Source organism: Youngiibacter fragilis 232.1, from assembly GCF_000495435.3.
Taxonomy (GTDB): Bacteria; Bacillota; Clostridia; order Clostridiales; family Clostridiaceae; genus Youngiibacter; species Youngiibacter fragilis.
In genome coordinates, this window is sequence record NZ_AXUN02000035.1 from 18,432 (window position 1) to 40,010 (window position 21,579).

The window sequence follows — 21,579 nt, forward strand, 5'->3', positions numbered from 1 at the left end:
AAAATGACTATCATAAATAATTAGGACAAAGAGCCCTATGTCAGGATTGAACTCCTGCCATAGGGCTTTGTCTCGTTTTGGTAACGAGGTACTATTGTGAATCAGGTAATAGGATATGAATCACGGGGGTATCATAATGAGGAACAAAATCATAAAAAAGTGCTTCATTTTTAAGCCTGATCTCTGGTTTTCCATTGATTTTAAATGACTTTCACAATTTGATAATATTTGAACAAATAATAAACTAATGGTATAATTATTAACAATTAGCTTTATTTTATGGAAGTGGATTGGAATATTCGGAAATTTGCCTGAATATTATGACGTTAAAATATCGTACTGTTATTCAATCATAGTCTACTGTGTGCTGTAGGTATATTTTGAAACTCATGGGGGAGTATTTCAATGAAAAAGGAATGCACGGAACCTGCCAGGCTCATCTATGAAGCCATGTCAAAGCTTTTGCAGACTAAATCCATCGAAAGCCTTACAGTCAATGAAATCATCTCCACCTCTGGTGTAAGCAGGGCAACCTTCTACAGGCACTTCATGGACAAGTACGATGTCATGACCTCGTACTACAAGAGCATACTTGAGAGCACACTTTTCACCTTCAATGATGGCGTACCCTGGAGGGATGCGGTATGCTCCATATACGGTGTGATCAGGGACAATCCCAAATTTTTCCAGAATGCCTTCAGATGCCAGGACGCGAATTCCCTGAAGTGCTTCATCTACAGTATGAGCAGGGAGCTCCATCTGGACATACTCAGGAGGAATGGAGTGGATATAAGCGACTGGAAGGTTGTTACGGCAATGGAGTCTTATATATACGGTGGTCTGGAAATCACCGACAGGTGGATAATGGGCGGAATGAAGGAACCTGTGGAGGAACTGGTTGACGTATTGACCATGGGGATACCCTCTGCCTTTGTCAAGTATTTCAGGGGTGCTGAGAGTGAGACACTTTAGGCTTTCTGTTTCTTGAATATGTTAGAAACTTAACAGATAATTATTGTATTGACAATAATATAACATAATATCTGAAAGGGGATTCAACATGATTTCAAGAAGAGACTTTCTGAAGGGTGCTGCGGCAAGCGCAGTCGGAGCAGCTACAATCGGTGTTCTGGGTGCATGCACGCAGGATGACAAGACCCCAGCTTCCTCCATCAAATGGGACAAGGAGACTGACGTACTTATCGTAGGAGGCGGCGGAACCGGAGTTGCAGCAATGCTTCAGGTGGCAAATGACGGAGCAAAGGTACTGGTCCTTGAAAAGGCAGGAATCGCAGGAGGAACCACAAACCTTTCCGGCGGAGTAATGCAGGCTGCAGGAACTGAGTACCAGAAGAGCCTTACAAGCTACAAAGACGATTCAACAGACAAGCATGCTGAGCTCTGGATCAAGTCCGGAGAGGGTTATATAGATGAGGAGCTTGTCAGGGACCTTGCAAAGGGAGCTCCAGAACATATCAAGTGGCTTTCGGACCTTGGATTGAAATGGACGAGTGTATACGGACACAACCATGTACCGTACATTGACAAGTCGCTTTACGCAGACCGTATCCATGTATATGAGGGAGGCGGAGCAGGCGGACAGGGAGTGCTTCTTGTACAGACCATGCTCAAGGCAGCACTTGCAAAGGGAGCCCTGATAGAATACAACACAGAGGCTACAAAGCTTCTTACTGATGCGACAGGAACCGTAATAGGAGTTGTTGCAAAGTCAGGGGATAAGTCCATGAACATCAAGGCCAACAAGGGAGTAATACTTGCAGCGGCAAGCATAGACCAGAATGTTGAGATGGCAAAGGAATTAAGCCAGCAGCATTACTGGGACCTTACAACACAGATGTGCTTTGCGGTCAAGACAGACACAGGAGACGGCATAAGGATGGCTCAGGAGATTGGAGCGGCAGTAGCAGGCTTTGGCGGATGCATTGACTTCTGCTTTAAGACAGGAAACGCAACCACAAACAAGAACAAGGTATTCCCTTCATTCATAGTCAACAAGAAGGGCAGAAGATTCGTATGCGAGGATGCAACGTATGCTTATCACTACAGGGCGATATTCCAGCAGGAATCGCAGCTTAACGGTCCAACCTACATGATCTTCGCTAAGAGCAGCCTTTCAGCTCAAGGGGCACCATGGACAGAAGAAAGCGTTGCAGCTGATATCAAGGCAGGAACAGTGCTTGCAGCTGATAACATAGAAGGGCTCGCAAAGCTCATATCAGTTGATGAAGAAAACCTTGCAGCTACACTGGCTACCTGGAATGCAGACACTGCTGCAGGCAAGGATGACCAGTTCGACAGAGTTGACGGACTTGTGCCGCTTGAGGGTCCATTCTATGCATACAAGAACGTATCAGGGAACCTTGGCTCACTTGGCGGAGTAAAGATCAACGTTGACACTCAGGTTCTCAAGCCAAACGGAGAGCCAATACCTCACCTTTTCGCAGGCGGACTTAACGCGGGCGGATGGATAGGACCTTACTATCCTGGTTCGGGAACTGCAATAATCGGTACAGTTCACCAGGGTAGAAAAGCCGGAGCGAACGCAGCAAAGATAAAGTAACCTGCATAGCAATAAAAAAGTCTGCATGGGCCGATGGTCAGCCTCGGCCCGAACAGGCTTGTACTGATGTTTTGACAAGATTAATGGAGGTTTCCCATGAAGATAGGAACTACCGAGTTCATAATCATCCTTATTGTTGCGCTTCTTGCATTGGGGCCTGAGAAGATGCCGATTTATGCAAAGAAGCTTGGAAAGGCAGTAAGCATGATAAAGGAAATGTCAGGAAAGATAACAGAGGAAATCAAGGAAAATGTTACAGAGCCGCTCGCTGAGGCTGTGGAGCCTCTCACAAGCCTCAAGAAGGATATCAGCGCTTCAGTACAGATGTCCCTGGATGCAGACAAGAGCAAAGTGTAGTAATCCATAGTTGCTGAAGCTTGGTCCAAAGGAAGCACTGAAGCAGAATTCGATGCAAAGTAGCTTAGTTTTATGCAATTTGAAAGAAAAGGAGAATGAATATGTTCGGAAGACTTGGTACAACAGAACTGCTTGTGGTACTTGCGATAGTGATGGTGGTATTCGGGCCGAAGCAGCTGCCGAAGCTTGGAAGCATCTTTGGTAAATCCATTAAGAACTTCAAGGAAGGCGTCGCAGGAAGCGACGAAAAAACTGCAGAGTAGAATAGGAGACGGTGAATTTGAAGAAAAAGAAAAAGTCTGCAGCCAATACTGGAAAAGACATGGGTCTTTTTGACCACCTGAAGGAGCTCAGGAACCGTCTTATCATCGTAGTGGTGGTATTTATCCTGGCTACGGTCATAAGCTTCAATTTCTGCGATGAGATTGTTGAGATACTGATCTCAAATGCCAAGGCACTTGACTATACGCTGGTGTATCTTGCACCTGGTGAGCTGTTCATGGAATATGTAAGGCTCTCGGTCATATGCGGGATAGTGATCTCATCACCTGTGATTCTGCATCAGGTATGGGGATTCGTCAGACCTGGACTTGAAAAGCATGAGAACAGGCTGGTCTTCTTTTCACTTGTTGCAGGACTGTTCTTCTTCCTTTGCGGCACTGCCTTCTCCTATTACGTGGCAGTACCCATGCTTCTTATGTTCTTTGCGAACGTGGACCAGAGTCAGGCGATAAGCGCAACCATATCAGTCCAGAACTATCTGGCATTCATATTTTCCACTCTGCTTTCATTTGGAATAGTATTTGAGCTGCCGGTCCTAATATCATTGCTTACAGGACTTGGAGTACTGAAGCCAGAATGGCTTGTTAAGAGCAGAAGGTTAGTAATAGTGATAATATTCGTCATAGGAGCGATAATAACGCCTCCTGATGTCGTTTCACAGCTGCTTGTCTCAATACCGATGATGGTACTTTTCGAATTCAGCGTTGTAATGAGCAGGATAGTAAACAGAAGAAAGATAAAACGCCAGAAGGCGGCATAAAGAATATCTGATACAAGGAGATAAAATGAAGAAGTTTATAAGAACAGCAGTAATAACAATGGCAACTGCAGCAATGCTGGCAAGCACAGGCTGTACTTCAAAGGGTGCCTTCAAGGATGGCACCTACGAGGGAGTGAGCATGAAAGGTATGCATGGGGAGCTCAAGGTTGAGGTCAAGGTTACAAGCGGAAAGATAAGCGCAGTAACCGTCACCTCACACAAGGAGACAGAAGGTATAGGAACTGCCGCAATCGATCAGATTCCTACGAAGATCATAGAGAAGCAGTCAACTGAGGTTGATGCCATATCAGGAGCTACAGTCACTTCAGTGGCAATACTCGAGGCGGTTGCCGGTGCATTGGACAAGGCAAAGTAGAATTCGTAAAAATGCAAGGTTGAGTACAAATGTCATAATAGTGCATACCCGCAACATGGCTTAGCCTGTTGCGGGTATTTAGTTAGTCTGCTAATAATATTACACTAATGTCTGGATTTGCATTGCTCTTTTAACATTTTCAACCTAAACTCTAGATAAATGGTTTGAATTGGGGGACGGAAATGAAGATTTCGGATTTTCTAAACAGAGTATCAGTACTAGACAAGGCTGGCATGTCTCTTAATGGCGACACTAACATTCAGGATTTACGAGTTGAGATGCTCGGTAAAGATGAAAGCCTGATGGACGTTCTAGATGAAAATGGAGAAAAGCTTGGTGAAGTAGATTCTGTGAATATCAGATATCTGGTTACAAAATACAGCGAACTACCCTCAATGGACCTTCTTGATCACTTCAGGGAAGCGATAGTCATCATCGACGAAAAAGGCAGGATATTTTACATTAATGAGGCTTATAAGAAGATATTAGGAGTTAAGGCTCGTAAGGTCGTGGGGAAGTACATCTACGATGTCGAAGGTTCAGCACTTCTTTATGAGGTTCTAAAGAGCGGAAAAGCTATGGTTCAGGAAAAGCATTTTGTGAAGTCTGTTAATAAGTATGTGTCGCTCAGGATGTGCCCTTTGTATAAGGAAAACAAGATAATCGGAGCATTCTCGATCTTCACGGATATAACTGAAATAGATAATTTGAGCAACGAGGTCAAGAGATATTCCGGTATCGTGGATGAATACCATAGGGAAAAGGAAGCGGAAAGTGAAACCCTAAGGTCTCAGATAATAGGTAACAGCCCTAATTTCATCCATATCCTGGACCAGGCGGGAATCGTCGCTAAGACTGATGCTGCAGTACTTGTGACTGGAGCCAACGGTTCAGGGAAAGAAGTTATAACAAAGCTCATACATATGAGTTCTGCAAGGCGCAGCAAACCATTCATAACTGTAAATTGCAGTGCAATACCTGACTCCCTTATAGAAAGTGAACTTTTCGGTTACGAGGAAGGGTCGTTCACTGGCTCCAGAAAGGGCGGCCAGATGGGTAAGTTCGAGTTGGCAAACAAGGGAACCATTTTCCTTGACGAAATAGGCGATATGCCGCTTCAGATGCAGGCAAAGCTGCTTAGGGTACTTGAACTCGGTGAAATTGAGAAGATTGGGCGGCAGAAGAACGTTGAGGTAGATGTTAGGGTTATCGCAGCGACTAATCAGCCGCTTCCGGAATTGATCAAACAGAAGAAATTCAGGGAAGACCTGTACTACAGGCTTAACGTCGTGAACCTGACCATACCATCGCTTAAGGATAGAGGAAATGATGTCATCCTCCTGGCAAACCATTTTGCAGATGTGTTCGGTAACAAGTATTCGAAGAGGCTAACAATTTCCGACGAGGCTTACCGTGCAATTGCAAGATATGGCTGGCCGGGAAATGTGAGAGAGCTTCAGAACAGCATTGAACATGCAGTTATATTATGCTCAGGCTCAACTATACTGATGGAGCATCTTCCTGGAAGAATATTTGCAGGAGATGCTGCAGAGCCTGATGCGCCTTCATTACCTGCAATTTCAAAGGATGAAGACGTTGATTATTTTAGGTTCATGGCAAACGTGGAAAAACAGCTGATGCTTGAGGCTCTGGAAAGGTCATCAGGAAGCAGGACTAGGGCGATGGAACTTCTGGGGCTCAGCAGGCGAACATTTTATAGGAAACTTAAGGAAAATGGTATAGTGCCATAAAGTAAACATAGTGCCACAATGTATACATGTATTTTTATAAAAGTGCCATTAATGGCACGGTTTGGCGGAGACATCGATTTCCAGATTTTATGGAAACCTGTTTCCGCCATTTGTATTATCATTGGAAATCAAGTCATATGAATACGTTTAAAACTAAGAGGGTATTTATTTTTCTGTAAATTCAGTTTTGGCATGGTGTTTGCTATAAATCAAGATAGAGGTCAAAGGACCAAAGGCTGCTCTTTGCGCGTGAAGAACAGTTAATAATGAAACCAGGAGTGATTTTATGAAGACTGTATATATAGGCGGGGGGCAGGGTTTCTGGGGAGATACCAATGACGGTGCCATTGCGATGGTTGAAAAGGCCAAAATTGATTATCTTGCCTGTGACTACCTTGCAGAACTCACTTTGTCGATAATGCAGAAGCAGAAGAATAAGAACCCTAACGCTGGATTTGCCAAGGATTTCATAACCCTGTACGGACAGATTGCAGAGACCTGTTACAAGAAGAAGATAAGGATAGTAACAAATGCTGGCGGAATGAACATAACCGGAGCGGTAAAGGAAATTGAAAAAATCGCAAGGGAAAAGGGATTAAAGGGACTGAAGATAGGCTACGTACTAGGGGATGATATCAAGGATAAGCTGCCAGGACTTCTCGAAAGTGGAGTCAAGTTCGTTAACATGGATAATGATGGTGAATTCACTGAAATTCTAGACAGAATCTATAATGTGAACGTCTATCACGGACATGAGCCGATACTTAAATGCCTTGAGGAAGGTGCGGATGTTGTCATAACAGGAAGGGCAACAGATTCAAGCCTTTTCCTGGCTCCTCTCATCCATGAATTTGGGTGGGACTCAAAGGATTATGACAATATGGCCAAAGGGATTATGACAGGCCATCTTCTGGAATGCGGCGGACAGGTTTCAGGTGGAAACTGCGACTACAACTGGAGAGAAATACCTGATCTTGCAGATTTGGGGTTTCCAATAGCTGAGGTAACTGAAGATAGTCTTGTTATAACTAAGACTCCCGGAACTGGTGGACTTGTAACAGAGCAGTCAGTAAAAGAACAGTTGCTTTATGAGATTCATGACCCTGCAAACTATATAACACCTGATGTCATAGCTGATGTAAGTCAGGTAACAGTTGAAAGCGTCGGAGAGAACCGAGTGAAGATTTCTAACATAAAAGGAAAGCCTGCTCCTGAAACTCTCAAGCTCTGTGTTGGATATTCCGCAGGTTACAAGGTTGAGTCGTTCTATTGCTTCGCATGGCCGGATGCATACGACAAGGCAAAGCTGGCTTCAGAAATTGTCATGGAGAAGATGAGGAAGAAGGATTTGAAGACAGAGGAGGTAAGGGTTGACTATGTTGGCCTCAATTCACTTCATCTATCACTCGCAGATATGTCAGAGGAAAGGCTAAATGATCTAAATGAGGTGATCCTCAGGATTGCTATAAGGACAAAAGAGAAGTCAGAGGCTGAGAAGATAATACCCGAGATAGCGCCGCTTCAGCTGAACGGACCTCCAGGTGGAGCCCTTTTCGGTGGAAGGTCCAAAGTAAGCGAAGTCATCGCTCTATGGCCTACAGCAGTACCAAAGTCAATCGTTGTGCTTACATCAAACAATCTGGAGGTGTTGTAGGATGAAGAAGACATACTATATCAAGGACCTGGCACATGGAAGGTCAGGTGATAAGGGAGACAGGAGCAACATCTGTATGTTCGCGAGGAATCCTGAGGACTATGAATTCCTGAAGCAGGAGCTTACAGCCGAAAGGGTAAAGGCCTACTTCGGAGATATGGTAAAGGGTGATGTGATAAGGTACGAGGTCGAGTCTCTGAAGGGATTCAATTTCGTAATGGACAAGGCGCTGGGTGGTGGTGCTACGATGTCCATCAGATTAGATAATTTAGGCAAGACAATGTATACTGCGCTTTTGAGAATGAAGCTTGAACGGGAAGAATAAGGAGGAGAATATGAAAATAAGTGAATACAAAGGATTTTACAAGCTTTCGATTGAGGAAAGGTTGAAGGAGGCAGTTGAATTTGCAGGATTGACTAATGAAGAAGCTATCGTACTAAGCGACCCCAATGCACTAACTCCTGATATGGCAGATCACATGGTTGAGAATGTCATAGGACGGTATTCTCTTCCAATGGGTGTTGCAGTGAACTTTCTCATCAACGGAAAGGACTATCTGATACCAATGGTAACAGAAGAGCCATCAGTCATAGCGGCAGCCAGCAACGGAGCAAAGATGGCGAGAGAGAACGGAGGAATATTCGCGAGCAACAGCGGTACTGTAATGATCTCACAGATCCAGGTGCTGGACGTAGAGGACGCAAATTATGCGAGGATAAAAGTCCTAGAGAATAGAAAGGCCATAGCTGACAGATGCAACGAGATGGATCCGGTTCTCGTTAAGCTTGGCGGGGGTGTAGTGGATGTAGAGGCGAGGGTAGTAGAATCATCCATAATAGGTGACATGCTGGTAGTTCATCTGAAGGTAAACACACTTGATGCTATGGGAGCCAATGCAGTAAATACAATGGCAGAAGGTATCTCACCATTCATCGAAGAAATCACAGGTGGTCGTGTTAACCTGAGGATACTATCTAACCTTGCTATTTTCAGGCTTGCAAGGGCAAGGGCCAGGTTCAGTAAGGAGAGTCTTGGTGGCGAGCATGTTGTTGATGCGATAATCGATGCATATGCATTCGCAGAGGCTGACCCTTTCAGAGCAGCTACACACAATAAGGGAATCATGAACGGTATTTCTGCAGCGGTCCTTGCGACAGGCAACGACACGAGAGCAGTTGAATCCGGAGCCCATGCCTATGCTTCAATCAGTGGATCATACAAGCCGCTTTCAACCTGGGAGAAGGACAAGAACGGAGACCTTGTCGGAACTATAGAGCTGCCTATGGCTGTAGGTCTTGTTGGAGGAGCCACCAAGGTACATCCTCAAGCCAAAGCTGCAGTTAGAATACTTGGTGTTAAGTCAGCTGGTGAACTTGGAGAAGTTTTCGCTGCATTAGGGCTAATCCAGAATTTCTCAGCTGTAAGGGTACTGGCAACAGAAGGAGTACAGAGAGGTCACATGGGTCTCCATGCAAGAAATGTTGCCGCTGTAGCTGGTGCAAAGGGTGATGTACTCGAGGCAATTGTAAAGAGAATGGTTTCTGAAAAGAAGGTTAGGGTTGAATATGCTCAGGAACTTCTAAAGGAATATGAAAAGAAATAAGAATCGAATCGGGGGAAGCAGAATGGAAAACAAAAAGGTCCAGCTTACTGAGGTCTGGGGCGACACCGTAGACCTGAAGGAACTAATGATCGCATCATTGCTAGGAATCGCACTTACCATGTCAATGTTTCTGATTGGCCGTAACATATTTTTGAGGATTGAGGGACTAGATCCTGGCCTTGCCAAAGGTTATTCTCTGCTCATTGGTATAGTGGGTTGCATCGCCTCAGGAGTAATTTCCGCCAAATTGTTCAAGCCTAAGAGAATCGTAGAGGAAAAGTTTGAGAACGAGGATATTGAAGAGATCCTTAAGGCCGCAGGCATGACAGTTGAAGATGAAATTAATGCACTCAGGAATGTCGATCCGGCAATAATCGCTGAAATGGAAGAGTTTGAGCTTTATAGTCTTCTTGAGCTGGTGCCTGAGGACTCGCCAAACTACAAACCGGAATACAAGGAAAAGGCAAAGGGGGGCAAATAAATGTTATTCATACAGGCTTTCATCGCGGCTACCTTTGGGGGAGTGCTGTATACCATAATCGGAATCATACCCGGAACTGATGAAACAGCTACGATGGCTCCAGTTACACTTATACTCGTTCTCATGGGACTTCCAGGTGAGGTGCTATTCGCCTGGTTTGTTGGAATTATAGTAGCAATGCAGATAAGCCATACTATCCCGACAGCAATGGCTGCACTTCCTGGAAGTACTATGGCTGTACCTATGGTACTTAACAGCTCAATTGCAAAGAGGCTTGGTATACCACATGTCGCCATGAGAAAGATGGCAGCAGGTTCACTCATTGGATCGTTAACAGGACTTATGGTCGCTATCGGATTTGCGCTTTTAATGGCGCCGCTCGGTAACATGGTAAAGCCGTACATCGGACTCATATTTACAATCGGAGCCATGGTAATCGGTTATATGTCGAAAGCCAAGTGGGGTGCAGTAATCGCTCTTTTCCCCTTCGCGTTCCTTATACAGGGGTTCCAAAGGATAGCTGTAGAAGGTGTAGGCAAGACCCTCTTCATATCTATCTTCATGGGAATAACAATAGGACCAATGATCGCTGAAGTATTCAATGTATTCATACCAAGCCAAAGAGACAAGCAGAGAAGGAACAAGGCATCAACTATCTGGCTTGCGCCTGACTCAAGCAAGAAGAAAGGATTATTTCCAAATCCGTTCAAGATTTTCACAAAAAGGCAGAATAAGACTATATTACTGATGTCCTCCATAGGAGCCTGCACATTCACGTTCTCGCCCGTTGGCATGACTGTTATGCTTGGCGAAATCATCAATGGAAAGTGTAAAGAACTTTATGAGAGGGTAACCACAACACTAGGTGTCCAGGATGCCATAAGCAACAGTACATATCTTGGAGAATTTATAATACCACTGATCGCTTTTGCAGGACTTCCGCTAAGTCCAGTCGCTACTGGACCAGGAGCACCACTCTTCAATGCACCTCCAAGGTTTACAATAGAGCCGCTTAACAACCTTGCACAGTTGCTATCGATACCAGACTACTTCATATTTGGCTTCATCGGAATAATAGGCGGAGCACTGTTTGCATTCCCAATAGCTATAAAGAAGGCAAGGTCATGGACCGAGCTTATGTTTAGGGCAGTAAGCCATGAAGCCCTGATTGGTGCATTCATAGGACTTATATGCATGCTTGCATTCTATGAAGCTGGAATTCTTGGAATATTCGTTGCTGTCAGCATTGGAATATTCGGCGGCTTACTGCATAACCTTTTTGGCATACACACAGGTGTGCAATTTATGGCCTATTATGCATCAGGCTATATTGTGACTCAGGCACTTGCACTGGCAAAGATACTCATATAACCCAAAATGTTGGTCAAAATTATCCCCGCACTTTAGTTGCGGGGATTCCTGTTGAAAGAAGTGCCGATGCATCGTATCATGGTTTTAGGTATATCTGAGTATCAGTAATTTGGAGGTAAAATAATGTCTGAAAGCAATGAAACAAACCTTGATAAGATGATGGAAAGGGCAGAGGTTTCTGCAAAAGGCTATTTCAGGGAGGGGTTCAACTGCTCTGAATGCGTCTTCCAGAGCTTCCTTGACCTTGGACTTACTGACCTGCCCCGAGAAGTCATTGCGCTGTCTTCAGGCTTTGGCGGCGGTATCGGAATGACCAGGAATACCTGCGGGGCACTTCTTGGAGCAGCAATGTCAGTTGCGGCGGTCAAGGGAAGGAAAGACCCAAAAGCTAAAGAGGACATCAAAGAAAGGATCGAGGAACTCTACAGCGAGGGTGGGATCTACAGCATCTTCAGCTCGCTCGTAAAAGAATTTGAAGAGAAGTACGGGACCGTAAGCTGCAAGGAAATAACCGATGTGTATCCAGATTGGCATTCCAGGGAAAGGAAGAAGAATTGCCAGAGCATAGTCGGATATGCAGCGGCTCTTGGCGTCAAGTATGCACTGAAGCAGATATAGAGATTCTGAAATCATAATGAGCCATGTCCCGTGCTATGCAGGACATGGCTCATGTGCTTTTCCGGTTCGACTATTCCACTTCTCGTGACCTGAATGACAATCCTTCAGACGGATCATGCTCTGATGCATCATTGTAACTATGGTCTAGTCTTCCAGACCTGGCCTTGAGGAAATGGATGAACTGCACATTGAGAAGGGGGTAAGAGGCATTTTCAGGTACGTAGTAATGCCACCATTCGGACTTGTTTACCCTGAAGCCGCTTCTTTGCATGATATCGATGAGTAGGGCACGGTTAGCTTTTTGTCTTTCCGTGGCACCATCGTAGTCTATGTGTGCTTTTATGCTGAAGTCATCAAACTCTGACGGCATATCCAGTTCCTTACCGTTTGAATCCACAAGGGTCATATCCACTGCAAGCCCCTTTGGGTGAAGAGAGCTGGCTGAAGGCTTTGCAACGTAAATTTTAAGCTCTTTTGGCGTTGAATCATAAAGGCTCTGCTGCACTGACACCGGTCGGTATGCATCGAATATCTTGATCCTCAATCCCTTTGACTTTGCAAGCCTTTGAGCCCTAAGAAGCCTTGAGGCGATGTCCTTATGTATTAGGCAGAGCACTGTGTCATAGTGGACCCTTCCAGTAAAGTTGTCACTTGTCGCATATCTCTGGTCGATTATGAAGCTTTCATCAAGGCTTTTAAGGTCTACGAGGTCCTTGTAGTAGAAAGGGGAGGGATGATGAAGAGGCTGAGGATATGAAGTCGGCAAATCCCCGGCACTTTCACCGGAAGCCAAAAAGGCCTTGTCATATGCATGAGCATATGATAGAGGACCTGTTGAAATTGACAATGATAACAAGAGTGCTGCAATTACCTGGAGCCTTTTCATCTTTTACCTCAAAGGAAGGTCTGGCAAAGCCTGACCTTCCTGGCATCAACTACGGTATGTTAAGGTTTGTTACCTTGTAGTCTGAAGGAATGGTGAACATGCTGTCGTCTACAGTATCCGTAAGCTCTGATATTTCCATGATGGTCGTTGTAGTGTCAAAGGTATTTTCGATTCCCTTCAGCTCGTTGCCTTCGAAGAAATACCTGACGATTCCGCCCTCTGTAGTATATTCCTCGTATTCAAGCATCTTGCCCATGAAATCAGCCTTTCCCTTTCCCTTGTAGACAATGCCGTCAAGCTTGATCTCAGGAGCCTGAGGCGTACCGGCAGGGACTTGCTTTGAAGCATCCATGACCATCACAGTCTTCATGTCGTGACTGATTAGGTATATCTTTCCATCCTTCATCACTGTGCTCATGGACATAGTGTCACCGAGGTCTATCTTGCTGGCCATGGCTTCACCGTCCATAGACATGGTTGCCTCCATGACATCCTCAAGTTCGCCGTTAACAGCTGCAAAGATCTTCAAAGTCATGGTGTATCTGCCGTCCTTCATTATGTCCACGAACTTCTGGGACAGAAGATCCGAAGTTGTCGGCATGGTTGCTGCAGTTGGGGAAGTTGGAGCAACAGTAGCTGAAGGCGCAGTTGGGGATGTCGGTGCCTCTTGCTTTGAGCCGCACGAGGTAAAAAGAGCAAATGAGCAGATGAGTACGATGTACATTAGCAGGGCTCTGCGGTGACTTGCAAATCGTATCCTTGTGACTGCCATAAAATCACCCCTGTGTCGTTCTTGCAGGTTAATACCTGTTTATGATAATTGTATTCCCACATGACCTGCATGTCAAAGCATGATGGATAGTGAAGAAGTGCACATTTTCAACTATATCGACAAAATATTTTTTTAGATTTACAAAATATTCCTTAGGTTGTCCTATTATCCTACTGATGATATAATTAGGGCACTGTAGTGAAGGGGAGATATCATGAGTATTTCGGAAATAATCATCTCCAATATTATGCCTTTGTTCTACCTTGCTTTAATACCGCTATTCATCCTTATAATAAGGGTTTATGGATTGTTCATAAGGTTCTCAAAGTCAGGTTATTCACTCTCTAGTGGCAACAGGTTCTATAAGACTATCTCAGACAAGGGTGCATATGGTGAATTCCTTATCTTCGAGATGCTTGAAGCCCTTGGAGAAGGAAACAGGATACTTGCCAACATATATCTTCCTGCTGATAATGGCAGGACAACGGAAATTGATCTTCTCATGATTCATCCGACCGGTATCTATGTATTCGAATCCAAAAACTACAGCGGATGGATATTCGGTGACGAGAAGGGCAGGAACTGGACACAGTGCCTTAAAGGCGGTAAGAAGATATCCTTCTATAACCCTGTCAGGCAGAACAGAGGGCACATCAATGCCCTAATGGAGAATCTCAGGGATGTAGGACCGGAAAGCTTCTTTTCATATATTGTCTTCAGCGAACGCTGTGAGCTCAAGAACGTCAGCGTATCATCATCCAACACTTCGGTTCTGAAGAGGAACCGTCTTAAAACAGCCCTTGCAGAAGACATTGCACGAAGGCGCACTGTGCTGGGGGAAAGCGAGATATCAGGCATATACGGGATACTTTCATGGTATTCTCTTGCAGATGACAGCGTCAAGGACAACCATATAAGGGTTATAAAGGAAGATATGGAGTAGGTTGAAGGCAGTCATCAGGCTGCCTTTCTTATACCCATATACAGGAAGAATGATTGACTGTTTGTTAATATGGGTGCAAGAACAGGCAAAAGGTTGTAGAATCAGGTTAAGAGTATAATTGATGGTCGGAGACTGTTGGGAATACGCAGGAGGGTTATCATGGACAAGACTTATGTTTCCTTTGAGCTTGCAGCTGATTTCATTTCATCAGCCTTCATAAAATCAGGAGTGCCGCCTGAGGATGCTGCAATATGCGCGGATGTCCTTGTCGAGAGCGACAGAAGAGGGATAGACAGCCATGGCTGCAACAGGTTCAAGCCCATATACATGGACAGGATAAGGAGCGGCATACAGAAGCCGGTAACTGAATTTGAAATAGTCAGGGAGACTGCAACGACAGCTGTGGTCGACGGACATGACGGAATGGGAATGGTTGTAGGATACAAGTCAATGCAGCTGGCAATTGGGAAGGCCAGGAAGTATGGAATGGGAATGGTTGCGGCAAGGAACTCAACCCATTACGGAATAGCCGGCTATTATGCCACAATGGCAACCAGGGAAGGTATGATCGGGATTACAGGCACCAATGCAAGGCCTTCCATTGCCCCGACATTTGGAGTGGAGAACATGCTTGGAACTAACCCATTGACAATAGGACTTCCGACTGACGAGGAATTCCCGTTTGTAATAGACTGTGCCACCAGCATAACCCAGAGAGGTAAGATAGAGCATTATGCGAGGACAGGAATGGATACTCCATCAGGAATGGTAATAGGTTCTGATGGAAAGCCCCGGACAGACAGCAGGCAGATACTCATAGACCTGGTCAAGGGAGATGCCGCACTGACTCCATTGGGAGGCATAGGGGAAGAACTTGGTGGATACAAGGGATATGGTTACGCTACAGTCGTAGAGATACTTTCTGCTGCACTACAGGCAGGAAGCTACATGAAGATGCTTAATGGAATAGGCGAGAACGGAGAAAAGATTCCATATCATCTTGGACACTTCTTCATGGCCATTGACACAGAAGCCTTCATGGGACTGGAAATCTTCAGGAAAACAGCAGGCAACATACTGAGGGAGCTCAGGGCATCAAAGCTTGCACCGGGTGAAGACAGGATATATACGGCTGGTGAGAAGGAATATCTTGCCTGGTTGGATAGAAAGGACAAGGGGATTCCGGTTGAATCTGAGGTAATGAAGGAATTCATGGAAATCAGGGATGGCCTTGGATTGACACACAGGTTCCCGAACGAGTGATGCCGTTAATTCACCAGTAAGTAAACGTAAAAATGGTAAATATGGTATTGATTGAATCCGCAATTTGCGGATTCTTTTGCGTAGTATAGATATATCTGAAATTTCTAAATCAATGCATCTCATTTGAATATTGGATTTCAATATAGGCATAATGAATAAGAAGAAAAACCGGGAAATACCAAACATCTGTAACAATTCAGTGTTTGTTCATATGGTAATTTATATTGATTGAATATATAATGATAATTGTATTTGAAAAATAAATAGGATTAAATAACGGGTGAACAACATGGAGCAGCTTATAGGAGAACTGGTGGTACCCGCCAGGTCAGGACATAATTTCAGGAAGGGTGAAGAGCTTAAGCTCATTGAGGTTGCAGGTGCGTGCATAACGTTCCAGAGGGCTGATGGAGCTGAGCTTGTCATTGATGCAAGGAATAAGGCGCTTATTGAAATAAATGAGGATTCGATCTCAATATACGAACCCATTTGCAGGGAAATGACAATCAAGGAAAGCAGACTGCTGAAAAAGGCAGACAAGCTATTCGGTCAGCTTAAGAAAAGGCCCGATTATGGAGACTTAAGGAGTTTCTGGGAAATCGAAGGGTTCCTGCAGGAGAACAATGCAGGATATCTGTCAGGATTCAACATTGAAGAGGACAGGGTGCTGCAAGATGGGATGATATGTGACTTCAGCATAAGGGGCGAGCTGAAGATATCATTCAACAGGCAAAATTGCGAGGCTAAATCACTGAAGGACAAAGAATCCAGATCAGCCATAGCGGCATCATATAGGGTGGCAAAGTATGCCATTGAAACCTGGCTTGACATTGCTGCCAGAAATGAAGCGGACCTGAACAGGTCATTGGAGTAGTATTACAGCATCGGTAGGACATATTGAGTTCCTGGGGGTATAGGCTTGAAGAAGAGAAGAGTTATCTCAAGTGAAATGAGGCCATTTGTGATGCCGGTCATAGGCATCACAGTGGCATTTTTTGCGTTAGCCAGCCTTCTTGTCATATTCTCCAGAAAGCACTACTACAGCATCCTGGAGGAAGAAGCGGCGGTCTACGCTAAGTCAGGAGCAAGGAACATTGAGAACATGCTGCAGTTAAAGAATATCCTTGAATCTCCTGATGAAGACCAGAAGGCGGAACTTGAAAAGGCTGCGGACCTGAACCATCTGCTTTCACGAATGGTAACGGATGAAGGTAACTATGTGTATATCGTCCTGGATGAAGCAATCCTTGGAAGCGGTCCTGCAGCAGGAATTTCTGACATTGCCGGAATAAACGAACTTGAAGAGGCTGAAGCAGCCGGTATCCATAGCGGCAATACAGAAATCGATGGGATAAGATACGGCAAGGCTATGGTTCCGATCGATGGAGGTTTCGGAGAGGACTCCTTCCTGGTTGTGCTGAGACCTGCAGCTGAAGCTGACCGCAGGATTTTCAGGTCTTCTGCGATCGGCATCCTGATCCTTGTTTCACTGTATGGGGCGCTTATCGCCCTGATGGATTTCACCCTCAACAGGAACAGGCATCTCATGATGCTTGCGTACTATGACCATCTAACCGGACTCTTCAACAGCTACTACCTGAAGGTCATGCTGACGAAGGACCTGAAGCTGTACAGATGGAACAGGAAAGCACTTATGCTTATAGGCATAAGCAACCTAAAGAGCATCAACCTCCTTTATGGGTATGACTCCGGTGATGATGCCCTGAGGCAGCTTGCAAGGAGACTGCAGACATTAGCGGGACAGGACAATATGCTTTTCCGTTTCACGGAAGACAGGTTCGTGCTATATACCAGGAACTGCCACAGGGAGAATCATCTTAAGATGCTGGTTGAGTCGGTTGAGGCAGCTTTCCGGGAGCCCATGGATTTCAAGGGACAGAAGAAACAGCTTCTGCCAAAGATTGGAATTGTTGAAATTGACGGTGATTATGAGACTGCCGACAGGCTTCTGAAGGATGCGACAATTTCACTGGACAATGTGGATCTGAATACAGGAAAGAGCCACATGTATTTCAGCAAGGCAATGGCAGAGAAGCTTCACAGGGAAGATATCATTGAAAAGGAAATATCCTTGTGCCTTGATAACGGGACTGATGCCATATACCTTAACTTCCAGCCGCAGCTGCATCTGGCAACTGGCAGGGTAGTAGGATTCGAAGCGCTTGCCAGGATGAAGTCACTCGAGCTTGGCAATGTGTCGCCTGCGGAATTCATCGATGTAGCTGAGAGAAAGCAGCTTATCATTCCTCTTGGGAACCTGGTTCTGAAAAAGGCGTGCAGCTTCCTGTCGGTACTGGAGAAGAATGGCCTGTCTGACCTAAGGGTAGCAGTGAATGTTTCAGGAATCCAGCTTATACACGAGGACTTCGGAAGCTCTGTAATGGAGGCTGTAGTGGATTCCGGGATAAGAAGCGAGAACCTGGAGCTTGAGATCACTGAATCGGTGCTTCTCGACAATTTTACTGCTGTCAACAAGAGCCTTAAGGATTTCCAGGAGAATGGCATAAGGATAGCACTTGACGACTTCGGGACAGGATATTCATCCTTCCTGAGGCTTAACGAGCTTAATGTCAACTACCTCAAGCTCGACAGGTACTTTGTAGGCATGGTCGCCACAAGCGACAGGAATGACTACATAACAAGCGACATTATCTCAATGGCCCACAAGTTCGACCTTGAGGTCATAGCGGAGGGTGTGGAGACAGTGCTTCAGAGGGATTTCCTGATGGAGAACGGCTGCGACATAATGCAGGGATACCTGTTCTCGAAGCCGCTCAGTGAAAAGGATGCCCTTGAACTTGTCAGGGATGGTAATACTGTGACTGCTTGAAGATATGGAAGGTGTACTTTAAAATGAGCAAATTAAGGAAGATCTCGATAAAGAACATAACACTTCTCATGTTCATACTGCTTATGACAACAACCCTTGGAACGGTGGGCTTCATTGTCTTCTCAAAGTGGATGGGGTCAGCCGAGGCGATAGCTAATGAGATGGCAGAAGAGCTGAGCCGGGATATAACAAGGGATATTGAAGATTATATAGGGAATCCTGAAAGCATCAACCTTGCCCATGAAGCCATGATAAGGAAAGGGATAGTTGACATTTACGATCCTTCGGACAGGGAAAGGTTCTTCCTATCCGTTCTTGGCAGCTACAGCGGAGAGTCAATCTACAGCTTCAGCTTCGGTACGGAGAAGGGTGAATACTACGGAGCGAGGAGAAATCCTGAGGGCGGAACCGAAGTCATGAGGAATGATGCGGGGACAGACGGGAATTCCTGGTACTACAGTGTCACGGACTCCATGAGGGCCGGAGATATCGCCATGAAAGCGGGAAAATTCGATCCAAGGACAAGGGCCTGGTATATAGCAGCCAAAGCTGCAGGGACTTCTGTTTTCTCCCCGATATACAAGCATTTCGTGATTGAAGACATGACATTGTCAGCGGCACTTCCGGTCTACAATGAAGACGGGACACTCAAGGGAGTGCTTGGAACCCACATGACCCTTGGTGGTATAAATGAGTTCCTTAGCCGCCTGGCATCAGAAAGAGGGGCTAAGGCGGCGATTATCGAAAAGGATTCAGGTCTGCTTATTGCGAACTCAACTGGTGCACCGAATTTCACAGTGAATCAGGACGGTACTCTCGATAGGATAACCCTTCAGGATTTCGGTGATGAAAGCCTGGCGAATGCCTGGAATTATGCATCAGGTTCAGGCACCTACGGGCTCGACCTCAAGGAGGAAGGGCTCCACGTCCATTATCTGGAATTTGCAAGGTCCGGAATCGACTGGATGATAGTCACGACAATACCTTCATCTCTGTTTACGGCAGGGATATTCGAAAACATGAAGCTTGCCGGACTCTACGTTGCGGCAGCATTCATATTGTCTATTCTTGTGTATCTGGTAATGACAAGAAGGCTGCTTGGCCCTATTGACAGCCTTATCTCAACTACTGTGAGCTTGTCAGAGGGGGACCTTACCAAGAGGGCCACTGTGTTCAGGGATGATGAGATAGGCAGAATGGCAAGGTCTTTCAACGACATGGCCGAAACCATTAATGAACTGTTTGAAACCATGGAGCACAAGGTAGTGGAAAGGACACAGGAGCTTGCAGAAAACAAGGACAGGCTCCAGCTGATTCTGGATTCTACAGTTGAGGCTATCTTCGGTACTGATGAAGGAGGGAACTGCGTATTCTGCAACAAGTCAGGAATCAGGATGCTTGGTTATGACAGTCAGGATGAGCTATTGGGAAGGAATCTTCATGACCTTATCCATCATTCAAGCAAAGACGGGGAGCCAATAACAAAGGAAGGCTGCAGAATACTGACTGCAGCGAGAAAAGGCGAGGGAACACATTCGGAGGATGAGGTGTTCTGGAGAGCAGACGGTACACCTGTCGAAATAGAGTATAACGCTTATCCTCAGGTAATGGATGGGAAAATAGTAGGAATCGTAATCACGTTCATTGACAACTCAGCCAAAAAGCGTGATGAAGAAAAGATAAGGCATTTAAGCTACCATGATAGTCTAACGGGGCTTTATAACAGGAAATATCTTGAGGATGAGATAAGCAGGATGGATGTTGCCTCTCTGCTGCCTGTCTCGGTCATCTATGGAGACGTCAACGGTCTTAAGCTTTCGAATGATATATTCGGGCACTCTGCCGGGGACGAGCTTCTGAAGAAGTCTGCCGAGATACTTAAGGGCGTCATAGGAGACAGGGGAATAATAGCGAGAGTTGGCGGAGATGAGTTCATGGTGCTCCTGCCAAATACCGGTACTGATGAGACTCTTGGTATGATGGCTGAAATAAGGAAAGCATATCAGAAAGAGAACATAGAAGCCATAAAGACCGGTATATCCATGGGATTCGACACCTGTGACAGCGAATCCCAAAGCATAGGGAGGACAGTGGCAAATGCCGAGTTTGAGATGTACAAGGAAAAGACTCTCTCAAGGAAGACCCACGATAGTGATATGGTCACCAGGATAATAATGAAGCTGTTCGACAGGAGTCACACGGTCATGACACACTCATTCAATGTAAGTGACCTCTGCCAGAAGATAGGACGTGCATTACAGCTTTCTGACTCCAAGGTGAAGAAGCTGAGGGATGCCGGATTCCTTCATGATATCGGTAAAGTGGTGTTTGAGGACAGGCTTCTTGAAAGGACAGGCAAACTTGTCGGTGTCGACAGGAAGATATATCAGCAGCATGTACTGGCAGGCTACAGGATCCTCAATTCCTTCGAGGATACTGCAGGAATCGCTGAAGTTGTGCTTGCACATCATGAAAGATGGGATGGCACAGGTTATCCGAGAGGTCTCTCTGAAGAGGAGATACCGCTTCTTTCAAGGATCATAGCGGTAGCTGAAGGCTTCGACCTGCTTAAGAGGAATGGTCTGACGGAGGCTGACGCTTCTATGGAGATGATCTCAAGAGCAGGAACAAAGTATGATCCGAGAATTACCAGGATATTCATTGAAAAGGTACTTGAGCTGGATATTATAAGCCTCGAGGACAAAGCGATATAGCATTGATCAAGTATTATTTCAGTTCATTATGAAATAAAATATAAATAGAGCTGATTATATAATTAAATATTTAACAAAAATTGACAAAATATGCATATGCGTGTCAAAACCCATATCAGATAGTGCGATTCCCAAAACCGGAATTGAATCTGAAAAACAATTGAACGATGCGTTTCAAGCGGCCCGGAAGCTCATTTGGGGCCGCTTTTATGATGCGGTTTAATTGAACCTGCACATATATGCAGGATTATGAGAGAAAAGACAAGATATTGACCAATGAAGTAATTTGATCATAAATATTATCGGTTTAAATAT

Annotated in this window: 20 protein-coding genes; 18 read left to right on the top strand and 2 right to left on the bottom strand. The window is 45.2% G+C overall.

The window, feature by feature from the left end; translation table 11 throughout:
• The first annotated feature begins 405 nt into the window (after positions 1 to 405).
• The 13 genes from T472_RS02155 to T472_RS02215 all read left to right on the top strand — a co-directional run bounded on the left by T472_RS02155 (position 406) and on the right by T472_RS02215 (position 11,835).
• The gene (locus T472_RS02155) at positions 406 to 972 is read left to right on the top strand and encodes a TetR/AcrR family transcriptional regulator C-terminal domain-containing protein (protein ID WP_023385667.1); all 567 of its coding nucleotides are present in this window, start codon (positions 406 to 408) and stop codon (positions 970 to 972) included.
• A gap of 88 nt (positions 973 to 1,060) precedes the next feature.
• On the top strand, positions 1,061 to 2,581 hold the full coding sequence (locus T472_RS02160) for an FAD-dependent oxidoreductase (RefSeq protein WP_023385670.1): 1,521 nt from the start codon (positions 1,061 to 1,063) through the stop codon (positions 2,579 to 2,581).
• Positions 2,582 to 2,677: 96 nt separating this feature from the next.
• Positions 2,678 to 2,938 (top strand): Sec-independent protein translocase subunit TatA/TatB, encoded by a 261-nt coding sequence (locus tag T472_RS02165; RefSeq protein WP_023385673.1) that lies wholly within the window; start codon positions 2,678 to 2,680, stop codon positions 2,936 to 2,938.
• 101 nt (positions 2,939 to 3,039) lie between these two features.
• Positions 3,040 to 3,201, top strand: coding sequence for a twin-arginine translocase TatA/TatE family subunit (tatA, locus tag T472_RS02170; protein ID WP_023385676.1), 162 nt, complete (start codon positions 3,040 to 3,042; stop codon positions 3,199 to 3,201).
• Between the two features lie 17 nt (positions 3,202 to 3,218).
• Complete coding sequence (tatC, locus tag T472_RS02175; protein ID WP_023385679.1) at positions 3,219 to 3,980, top strand: twin-arginine translocase subunit TatC; 762 nt, start codon at positions 3,219 to 3,221, stop codon at positions 3,978 to 3,980.
• Between the two features lie 25 nt (positions 3,981 to 4,005).
• Complete coding sequence (locus tag T472_RS02180; protein ID WP_023385682.1) at positions 4,006 to 4,356, top strand: FMN-binding protein; 351 nt, start codon at positions 4,006 to 4,008, stop codon at positions 4,354 to 4,356.
• A gap of 182 nt (positions 4,357 to 4,538) precedes the next feature.
• Positions 4,539 to 6,107 carry a sigma-54 interaction domain-containing protein gene (locus T472_RS02185; RefSeq protein WP_023385684.1) on the top strand — a complete coding sequence of 523 codons (1,569 nt, stop codon included), beginning with the start codon at positions 4,539 to 4,541 and terminating at the stop codon, positions 6,105 to 6,107.
• Positions 6,108 to 6,393: 286 nt separating this feature from the next.
• A complete protein-coding gene (locus T472_RS02190; RefSeq protein ID WP_023385686.1) occupies positions 6,394 to 7,761 on the top strand; it encodes an acyclic terpene utilization AtuA family protein in 1,368 nt (455 codons plus the stop codon).
• Position 7,762: 1 nt separating this feature from the next.
• Positions 7,763 to 8,086 (top strand): AtuA-related protein, encoded by a 324-nt coding sequence (locus tag T472_RS02195; protein WP_023385688.1) that lies wholly within the window; start codon positions 7,763 to 7,765, stop codon positions 8,084 to 8,086.
• 10 nt (positions 8,087 to 8,096) lie between these two features.
• Entirely contained in the window at positions 8,097 to 9,365 is a 1,269-nt protein-coding gene (locus T472_RS02200) for a hydroxymethylglutaryl-CoA reductase, degradative (protein WP_023385691.1), read from the top strand.
• A gap of 22 nt (positions 9,366 to 9,387) precedes the next feature.
• Complete coding sequence (locus T472_RS02205) at positions 9,388 to 9,846, top strand: hypothetical protein (protein WP_023385693.1); 459 nt, start codon at positions 9,388 to 9,390, stop codon at positions 9,844 to 9,846.
• Positions 9,847 to 11,217: a tripartite tricarboxylate transporter permease gene (locus tag T472_RS02210; RefSeq protein ID WP_023385696.1), complete on the top strand. Its 1,371-nt coding sequence runs from the start codon at positions 9,847 to 9,849 to the stop codon at positions 11,215 to 11,217.
• 123 nt (positions 11,218 to 11,340) lie between these two features.
• Positions 11,341 to 11,835, top strand: a complete 495-nt coding sequence (locus T472_RS02215) for a C-GCAxxG-C-C family protein (RefSeq protein WP_040906398.1) — start codon at positions 11,341 to 11,343, stop codon at positions 11,833 to 11,835.
• A 70-nt stretch (positions 11,836 to 11,905) separates the two neighbouring features.
• On the opposite strand, the gene T472_RS02220 is transcribed toward T472_RS02215, so the two are convergent.
• Together T472_RS02220 and T472_RS02225 are read right to left on the bottom strand one after the other, a co-directional pair.
• A complete protein-coding gene (locus tag T472_RS02220; RefSeq protein WP_207643933.1) occupies positions 11,906 to 12,682 on the bottom strand; it encodes a M15 family metallopeptidase in 777 nt (258 codons plus the stop codon).
• Between the two features lie 88 nt (positions 12,683 to 12,770).
• Positions 12,771 to 13,493 (bottom strand): hypothetical protein, encoded by a 723-nt coding sequence (locus T472_RS02225; protein ID WP_023385700.1) that lies wholly within the window; start codon positions 13,491 to 13,493, stop codon positions 12,771 to 12,773.
• A gap of 214 nt (positions 13,494 to 13,707) precedes the next feature.
• Between T472_RS02225 and T472_RS02230 the strand changes: the two genes are divergently transcribed.
• From T472_RS02230 to T472_RS02250, 5 genes are all read left to right on the top strand, one after another.
• Positions 13,708 to 14,436 carry a nuclease-related domain-containing protein gene (locus tag T472_RS02230; protein WP_023385702.1) on the top strand — a complete coding sequence of 243 codons (729 nt, stop codon included), beginning with the start codon at positions 13,708 to 13,710 and terminating at the stop codon, positions 14,434 to 14,436.
• Between the two features lie 159 nt (positions 14,437 to 14,595).
• Positions 14,596 to 15,699, top strand: a complete 1,104-nt coding sequence (locus T472_RS02235; protein WP_023385704.1) for an Ldh family oxidoreductase — start codon at positions 14,596 to 14,598, stop codon at positions 15,697 to 15,699.
• Positions 15,700 to 15,988: 289 nt separating this feature from the next.
• Positions 15,989 to 16,573, top strand: coding sequence for a hypothetical protein (locus tag T472_RS02240; RefSeq protein WP_023385707.1), 585 nt, complete (start codon positions 15,989 to 15,991; stop codon positions 16,571 to 16,573).
• A 45-nt stretch (positions 16,574 to 16,618) separates the two neighbouring features.
• The gene (locus T472_RS02245) at positions 16,619 to 18,550 is read left to right on the top strand and encodes a putative bifunctional diguanylate cyclase/phosphodiesterase (protein ID WP_023385709.1); all 1,932 of its coding nucleotides are present in this window, start codon (positions 16,619 to 16,621) and stop codon (positions 18,548 to 18,550) included.
• A gap of 23 nt (positions 18,551 to 18,573) precedes the next feature.
• Positions 18,574 to 21,264, top strand: coding sequence for an HD domain-containing phosphohydrolase (locus T472_RS02250; protein WP_023385711.1), 2,691 nt, complete (start codon positions 18,574 to 18,576; stop codon positions 21,262 to 21,264).
• Positions 21,265 to 21,579: the final 315 nt, after the last annotated feature.